This window comes from Arthrospira sp. PCC 8006 (assembly GCF_046480465.1).
Taxonomy (GTDB): domain Bacteria; phylum Cyanobacteriota; class Cyanobacteriia; order Cyanobacteriales; family Microcoleaceae; genus Limnospira; species Limnospira platensis.
Genome location: NZ_PKGG01000240.1, coordinates 1 through 7,335 on the forward strand (window position 1 = coordinate 1; position 7,335 = coordinate 7,335).

General features: G+C 45.6%; 9 protein-coding genes and 2 pseudogenes. 9 read left to right on the forward strand and 2 right to left on the reverse strand.

Translation table 11 applies throughout. The annotated features are described in order from the left end of the window. Together B9T16_RS23495 and B9T16_RS23500 are read left to right on the forward strand one after the other, a co-directional pair. Positions 1-311, forward strand: a 311-nt coding sequence (locus B9T16_RS23495; protein WP_410245906.1) for an IS1 family transposase, incomplete at its 5' end; no start/stop codon positions are given. Then, on the forward strand, positions 286-891 hold the full coding sequence (locus tag B9T16_RS23500; protein WP_014276636.1) for a hypothetical protein: 606 nt from the start codon (positions 286-288) through the stop codon (positions 889-891). The genes B9T16_RS23495 and B9T16_RS23500, both read left to right, overlap by 26 nt. 41 nt (positions 892-932) lie before the next feature. Here the strand turns inward: B9T16_RS23500 and crtD are convergent, their stop codons facing one another. Beyond that, positions 933-2,483, reverse strand: a complete 1,551-nt coding sequence (gene crtD, locus B9T16_RS23505; RefSeq protein WP_410245907.1) for a C-3',4' desaturase CrtD — start codon at positions 2,481-2,483, stop codon at positions 933-935. A 362-nt stretch (positions 2,484-2,845) separates the two neighbouring features. On the opposite strand from crtD, the gene B9T16_RS23510 reads away from it, so the two are divergent. Then, positions 2,846-3,145, forward strand: a complete 300-nt coding sequence (locus B9T16_RS23510; protein WP_006616243.1) for a hypothetical protein — start codon at positions 2,846-2,848, stop codon at positions 3,143-3,145. A gap of 9 nt (positions 3,146-3,154) precedes the next feature. Then, positions 3,155-3,577, forward strand: a complete 423-nt coding sequence (locus tag B9T16_RS23515; protein WP_410245908.1) for a heavy metal-responsive transcriptional regulator — start codon at positions 3,155-3,157, stop codon at positions 3,575-3,577. Here the strand turns inward: B9T16_RS23515 and B9T16_RS23520 are convergent. Continuing rightward, on the reverse strand, positions 3,524-3,790 hold the full coding sequence (locus B9T16_RS23520; protein WP_410245909.1) for a hypothetical protein: 267 nt from the start codon (positions 3,788-3,790) through the stop codon (positions 3,524-3,526). The two genes, B9T16_RS23515 and B9T16_RS23520, sit on opposite strands and share 54 nt — an antisense overlap. A 994-nt stretch (positions 3,791-4,784) precedes the next feature. On the opposite strand from B9T16_RS23520, the pseudogene B9T16_RS23525 reads away from it, so the two are divergent. The 5 genes and pseudogenes from B9T16_RS23525 to B9T16_RS23545 all read left to right on the forward strand — a co-directional run. Continuing rightward, positions 4,785-5,749: pseudogene (locus tag B9T16_RS23525) on the forward strand (reverse transcriptase domain-containing protein); the annotation flags it as partial. Between the two features lie 233 nt (positions 5,750-5,982). Beyond that, the gene (locus B9T16_RS23530) at positions 5,983-6,144 is read left to right on the forward strand and encodes a hypothetical protein (protein ID WP_410245910.1); all 162 of its coding nucleotides are present in this window, start codon (positions 5,983-5,985) and stop codon (positions 6,142-6,144) included. Between the two features lie 360 nt (positions 6,145-6,504). Then, a pseudogene (locus tag B9T16_RS23535) lies at positions 6,505-6,633 on the forward strand (reverse transcriptase N-terminal domain-containing protein); the annotation flags it as partial. A gap of 87 nt (positions 6,634-6,720) precedes the next feature. Beyond that, on the forward strand, positions 6,721-6,942 hold the full coding sequence (locus tag B9T16_RS23540) for a hypothetical protein (protein WP_014276641.1): 222 nt from the start codon (positions 6,721-6,723) through the stop codon (positions 6,940-6,942). Continuing rightward, complete coding sequence (locus B9T16_RS23545) at positions 6,902-7,126, forward strand: reverse transcriptase domain-containing protein (protein WP_014276642.1); 225 nt, start codon at positions 6,902-6,904, stop codon at positions 7,124-7,126. The genes B9T16_RS23540 and B9T16_RS23545 overlap by 41 nt, the downstream gene beginning before the upstream one ends. Positions 7,127-7,335: the final 209 nt, after the last annotated feature.

Genomic DNA, 7,335 nt, shown 5'->3' on the forward strand with positions numbered 1-7,335 from the left:
TGCAGCCCTATTTGATGCCTGAACGTTTCGCACCTTTTACCACATTATGGCAAATGATTCAGGGCTGGGCTTGTTTTTTATATATTACGGACGGATACAAAGTTTATCCTTGCTTAATTGAGGATTGCAATCATCTAGTCAGCAAAACGGCTATGACAAGAGTAGAAGGAGAAAACTGCCGTCTGAGGCACTATTTAGCCAGGCTACATCGCAAAACTTTGTGTGATTCCAAGTCCACTGAGATGTTGTACAAATCAATTCGCTTACTTATCTATTATTTGAAGCATGGACAACTTCCTCCGTTCTCTTAATCATTCCTCACTGTGCAATACCCAGAAAAAAGGTTCTCAGTCGGCCCGTGAGTTTCTGGAAAAAAAACCCGAAATCTTGAAGCGGTTGCTAGTTCAGGCCCAAGCCCCCCTGAAAAATGCGGCCGCCGTCAACTCTACCCGATGGGCATTGTTTAACGGCCTGAAGCTAACTGGATTACCCATTGAAATTGGCACTGGAGGTTTAACAAAATATAATCGGACGGTTCAAGGACTACCGAAAACCCATTGGCTAGATGCGGCTTGTGTGGGAAAAAGCACCCCGACCCGGTTGAAAATTAAAACTCACCAGCCACTACTAATTACTTGTTTTGGGCGTGGTGGCCGTCAAAAAGCGGCTCCTAACAAGAGGCTTCCGATTCGCCATAACCCATTAAAGCCAATTAAGGGATGGCTTACCGGGGATATAGCCAAGCATAAGACACATGGAATCGGTAGAATCACCCCGTCGAGTCGCGGCAGTTTTGTTTTAACCAAACCTGACCAAACTCAGTTTTCAGTCAAGCCAATAGATTTTAAACCTGTTTTTAGGAGAGATGGCTATTTGTATAAATTTTCCTGAGTTGTCCGGTAATTACCAGGTTATAGATATACTGCGCCGCCCTAATGTTTTGGAGGGGTGAACTGGTTTTCGAGTTGTCGGACTACGGTTAAAGCTGAATAGGATACCCCTGCTGTTCCCTCTCCGGGGTGGGTACAGTCTCCCACTAGCCATAATCCATTAATGGGGGTACGATTGGAAAAGCCAAAGGGTCCAAAGGTGGAAATCCGCTGACCTACACCACCGACAACGCCTTGGTCACGCGCGGTATAACGGGCGAAAGTGCGGGGGGTGGCAGCACAGGAATAAATGATTGTTTCTGGGGTAAGCTGAAAGTAGGAACTTAGACGATTAATGGCCTGTTGGGTGTATTCGTGTTTGAGTTTCTGATAATCTGGGTTATGCCACCATTGCTGCGTATCTGTGAAACTAGAAGCAATAATGGTGGCTTGTCCGTGGGGGGCGCGTCCGTCCCCTGGGTGGCTGACGGAAACAAATAGGGAATTGTTTTCGCCAATGGGTCGGTTATAGTCGTAAAGAAATTGGAGATGGGGGGGGCATTCGGGGGGAATGGCTGACTGATCAACTCCTAAATAAATGACGAAAGCCCCAGAAGCTGGGGGGAGTTTATTMATACGGTGGTGGTAAATGCGATCGAGGGGATTGGTGGAAATGTGGTTTTCCCAACCTAATAGCTTAACTATGTTCTGAACTGTGACGTTAGCAACTACTAGATCGGTGGTTTCTCGCCACACTTTCCCGGTTTTTTGATCGCGAATTTTGACCGCTACGACTTGACGGTTTTCGGTTTCGATCGCTTCTACGGTATGACCCATTAATAGGGTTCCTCCGTCCCGTTTCAGGCTGGCTACTAGGCGATCGCTTAATACTTGCATACTCCCCTGTAAATGATAGAGTCCTTGGGGTGATTGGGATACTCCCAACGCTGTGGCTGCATACAGTAATGCCGTTTCATCGGCGTTCACCTGGGAGTATAATTTTAATTGTAAATCCAGAAATGTTTTCAGACGGCGATCGTTGTCTATTCCATAGATCCGCAATAGATCCCCTACCGTCAATAGGGTAAAAGGTAGGGTAATCATGGTATCGAGACGCAAGGCTTTCACCAGTTGCACTAAATCCCACCAATTCCGAGGAGGTAAAATCGGATCGCGACTTTGAAACCGCCAACTAGCTTCAAATAGAGTTCCCATTAATTGCCAAAACTTTTCACTCCCTGGGAACTGTTCTTGTCGTTCCTGCTGCCATTTTTCTGGGTCTCGCCAAACTCGAATCGGCTGGGTTTCTCCGGGTAAAAATACCGCACAAGCCGGGTCGCAGAAGGTGGCGGCTGGTAAGTCTATTTCTAATTCCGAGAAAATACGATGATGAATGCCGCCGGGTTCTAAACCAGCCACTTGGGTCGCCCCTACATCAAAGGTAAAACCTTTACGTTTAAACGTGGAAGCACAGCCGCCCGGAACTATGGCTTGGTCGAGGACTAACACGGAAGATCCTCGATGAGCCAGTAGTGCGGCGGTGGTTAATCCGCCTATACCAGCACCAATTACAATTACCATATTTGGACGGGGAAGGTTATCAACTTCTTTCATTAATTATTAGGTGGGAATGCTGGTTTTGGATTATAGCAAATTTTGGGGAATCTTAACTACCTATTTTGGCTCTGTATTGTGTTAAAATCTAATCGGGCGGGTGGTGAGTAGGTTTGTCAAACTATCCCGGTTTCCAGTTCACCGAGACTGAAGTTATAATCGTATGGGGGAAGGGTAAGGGTGAGGGTCGGAGGAGTAGGGACCAGTAGGGACGAGTAGGGGGGTGATCAAAAAATTGATACCTAAGCGACTTTTCAAGTTGACCTAGCTGCCCTACAATTCACAAGGAGCCTAAATGCTGTAGCAACCTGGTTGAGTCTGATTCCGTCTAAACTAATACTAAACAGCAGAGTCAAAGTAATATGAACGCTTTGTTACCGAGAATTTTAAAGTCTGCTTACCGCAGAGAACCAATTGTCAGTTTTGTGATTACAGTTGGGGCGGTTGATACTGTAATTGGTGGTGTAACTGCGAGTTTACCGCTGTTGAGTCTCGGTCTGGGAACCGTGGGAGTAGCGGTAGCCTGGCGTTGGTGGCTTATACAGCGATCGCCAGTGGAACAACAAACCGAAACCGCGCCGGAATACTATTTACCGCCGAGTGGTTCCCGTCCTTCCTTACCTATGCTGACTCAGAATAAAAAGCCTCGTCCTCCCTACTAATGAGTTAGGTTGGGGGTTGATAAGTTGCTGAAAATTGGAGAGGTAGCGGCCGAAAGTGGTTTATCGGTGAAAACAATTCGCTACTATGATGATATTGGGTTACTCTGGCCGACTGTTGATCGTAGCAGGTCGGGTTATCGGCTATTTGCTCCGGAAGTATTGACCCGACTGGCAKTTATTAAACGCGCGCAAGGGTTGGGGTTGAGTTTGGCGGAAATTGCGGAAATTCTGAAAATTCGCGATCGTGGTGACATTCCCTGTGACCAAGTGAAGCAGCGTTTACAAGCTAAGGTAGCGGATATTAATCAACAAATTATCGCCCTAGAAGGCTTGAAGGGAGAACTTCAGGAGTTACTGAGTCAGTGGGAAGATCAGCCGTCAGCGAGTCGCATGGCTGATACTATTTGCCCCAATATTCAACTGAAACCCTAAAATAAAAAGAGGGAAGGATAAATGATCCTTCCCCTGAATTGGTGATTTTGGGTTTTGGTGTTGGTGTTGGTCTTTGGGTTGGTTGGTTTGGAGTTGTTTACGCAACTGTTGCTGTTGTTTTTTTAGCTGTCGCATTCTAGCCGCACCACCTTTACCTTTGTGGTTGCGCCCTTGGCGACGCGCGGACTCCCAGCGCTTTAGTTGTTGTGCCATGGGGTTATATTATTATTTTTAGGATAATACCTATAGTGTAACTGAGTTGTGCGAGACGTTCAGGCATCAAATAGGGCTGCAATGCCCGAAAATAAATGCCTGGTGGGGATTTCAACCCCTTGGTTGAATATAAGGAGCGCACTCCTGACCATCCCTATAACTGTTTATATGTCCCAAAGCGAAAGCAAGGCAGGGAACTCAAGGTTAATTTCACAAAGAAAATCGCAATACTCAACTATATAACACGGAGGATTAAAACCACTTGGGCGATTGTGGGAAAGAGTAACGGCGATAGCCACCCCCAGTTTCAGGAATCACACCCCGTCAGATTGAAGCGGGGAACGGAAGGCGTGAGGGAAACCTATTCCCAATAATCCGACCACTGCCAACCATCCATGACTAAGGAAATCTGAATGTTCCGGCTTGAACCATCGTAATTATTAAGCAGCGAAAGAGGTTGATACGCTGCGTTCAAAAGGGCAAGGGGAAAAGTAGGATAATCATATCAATACCTACACAGACCTTTAAAATTACCCCGGTGGATAGGACAAGTCTAAAGATGGAATGCCCGTATAAACGGAACGTTTAAACCCCTCATAGGTTCTCAGCAGGAGGTATCTGCGGAGTAGTGAAAAGTGTAAGCGTATACCTTTAAGGGGAAAGGATGTGACTGAAAGCTAATGCCTAACTGTAATGGTTAGGATATGCCCACTAGTCACGGTGTGGATATAGAGACTGCGACAATTAAGAGTGTTTACGACGAAAGCGAGTTTAAAGACTACGATGTTGTATTTAGCTCCAAAAGTTGAAGTCACAAAGCAGGGAGTTGTTGCCCTGTTCCCGATGTCAAAAGGGGTATCTACATCAGGAGCCGTATGAGGTGAAAGTCTCAAGTACGGTTTGGAATTGGAGTTGGGGAAGGTGACTTCCCTTTCGACCATAACCTAACGGGTCACGGTTTGATTGTAAAGAATAGAGTCTAGTAGGAGTTACTATGACGAAAGCGAGTTTAAAGAAAGGATTTGAGAAATCAAAACCAATCAAGACGTGCGTTTGTATGGAAACAAATCCCATGGGCGAAAGTCCAGAGGAAAGTTTTCAAGCTCCAAAAGAGGATATTTCAAGCAGCTAAATCGGGACAGGAGGCAAAGGCAAGAAGGTGGCAACGTCTACTGGTGAAATCATATTATGCCCGACTCTTAGCAGTGCGACGAGTGACTCAAGATAATCAAGGCAAGAAAACAGCCGGAATCGATGGAATGAGAGCAATCTCTCCAAGACAAAGGTTTGAACTTGTTGAGAGCATTAAAAGAAACCTCAAAGCAAAACCACTGCGACGGGTGTGGATTCCAAAACCCGGAAGGGATGAAAAAAGCTGGAATAGGAATACCCACAATCCAAGACAGAGCAAGGCAAGCGTTGGTTAAGTCGGCACTCGAACCGGAATGGGAATCGAGATTTGAAGGCACTAGCTATGGATTCAGACCTGGAAGGTCGGCTCATGATGCAATATCCAGAATCTTTCAAAGTATAAACAAAGGAGGTTATTACATACTGGATGCAGATATAGCGAAATGCTTTGACCGAATAAACCATGATTACCTACTATCCAAAATTCATTGTCCAAGGAGCCTAAAGAGAGACCTGAAACAATGGCTCAAATCTGGTGTGCTAGATAACGGCGTATTTGATGATACAGAAACAGGGACACCCCAAGGAGGGGTAATAAGTCCACTCCTAGCTAACATCGCACTGGATGGTATGGAAAGGCTAATTAAAGAAATGTATCCAAATAATGGAACAGCTACTCAGGTAAACCTTATAAGATACGCTGATGATTTTGTGGTTATCTCAAAAGACCTAGGAATCATTGAACAGTGCAAAACTGCAATTTCTGAATGGCTAAAACCTGTAGGATTAGAATTAAAACCTGAGTGCGAGACGTTCAGGCATGAAATAGGGTTGCAATACCCGAAATAACCGCCTGATGGGGACTTCAACCCCTCGGTTGAATATAAGGAGCGCACTCCTGACCATCCCCATAACTGTTTATATGTCCCAACATTTGTATAGAAATATACAGATAAGGCAGGGAACCCAAGGTCAACACACTCCGTAATAATTATTAACATTTCTTAATAATTGAAGGGACGGAAAACCGAACTGGAAAGAAATCGGGAAACCGAACAGGAATGAATGGAATGGAGATGAGGGTAACGGCGATAGCCACCCCCAGTTTTGGGAATCATAACCCCAGGATTGAAGCGGGGAACGGAAGGCGTGAAGTAGAACCTACTACCAGATGCGACCACTGCCAACCATCCATGATTAGGGAAACCGAATGTCCGGCTTGAACCATCGTCATTATTAAGCAGCGAAACAGGTTGATACGCTGCGTTCAAAAGAACAAGGGAAAAAGTAGGGTATTTCATGTTGCACCTACACAGACCTTTAAAAGTACCCCGGTGGATAGGACAAATCTAAAGATGGAATGCCCATATAAACGSAACGTTGTAATCCCTCTAAGGCTCTAACAATCTGGTCGAGATAGTTAGAAGTGACAAATGTAAGCGAATGCCTTTGAGGGGGTGAGATGTGACCAAAAGCCAACGCCTTATTRTAATGATAAGGATATGCAGACGGGTCACGGTTTGATTGTAAAGAATAGAGTCTAGTAGGAGTTACTATGACGAAAGCGAGTTTAAAGAAAGGATTTGAGAAATCAAGACCAATCAAGACGTGCGTTTGTATGGAAACATATTCCATGGGCGAAAGTCCAGAGAAAAGTTTTCAAGCTCCAAAAGAGGATATTTCAAGCAGCTAAATCGGGACARGACGCAAAGGCAAGAAGGTGGCAACGTCTACTGGTGAAATCATATTATGCCAGACTCTTAGCAGTGCGGCTGTAGGGGCGGGTTCCACGGTCAGCCATGCTTCCCAACAGTCAGCTTAATAAACCCGCCCCCCAAGCGGGTCAAGGCAAGAAAACGGCTGGAATCGATGGAATGAGAGTAATCTCCCCAAGACAAAGGTTGGAACTTGTTGAGAATATTAAGGGAAGCCTTAAAGCAAAAGCACTTAGGAGAGTATGGATACCAAAACCTGGAAGGGATGAAAAAAGCTGGAATAGGCATTCCTACAATCCAAGATAGAGCGAGGCAAGCCTTGGTTAAATCGGCTCTCGAACCTGAATGGGAATCGAGATTTGAAGGCACAAGCTATGGGTTCCGTCCCGGACGGTCAGCCCACGACGCAATAGCACGAATTTACCTAAGTATCAACAAGGGTGAATATTATGTACTGGATGCAGGTGCGAGACGTTCGGGTATGAAATAGGGCTGAAATGCCCGAAATAACTGCCCGGTGAGGATTCCAGCTCCGAATCTGGATATAAGGAGACCTCTCCTGAGCATCCTCATAACTGATTATATGTCCCGACGCTAAGGTAACTAAGCAAGGCAGGGAACTCAAGGTCATAAACGAACTGAGAAATCAGGGAGTAGAGAGTAACGGCGATAGCCACCACCAGTTTTGGAAATCATAAC

Coding starts and splice junctions, on each gene's coding strand:
- B9T16_RS23500 (WP_014276636.1), top strand. CDS start 286: ATGGACAACTTCCTCCGTTCTCTTAATCATTCCTCACTGTGCAATACC.
- B9T16_RS23510 (WP_006616243.1), top strand. CDS start 2,846: ATGAACGCTTTGTTACCGAGAATTTTAAAGTCTGCTTACCGCAGAGAA.
- B9T16_RS23520 (WP_410245909.1), bottom strand. CDS start 3,790: ATGGCACAACAACTAAAGCGCTGGGAGTCCGCGCGTCGCCAAGGGCGC.
- B9T16_RS23530 (WP_410245910.1), top strand. CDS start 5,983: ATGAATGGAATGGAGATGAGGGTAACGGCGATAGCCACCCCCAGTTTT.
- B9T16_RS23540 (WP_014276641.1), top strand. CDS start 6,721: ATGCTTCCCAACAGTCAGCTTAATAAACCCGCCCCCCAAGCGGGTCAA.
- B9T16_RS23545 (WP_014276642.1), top strand. CDS start 6,902: ATGAAAAAAGCTGGAATAGGCATTCCTACAATCCAAGATAGAGCGAGG.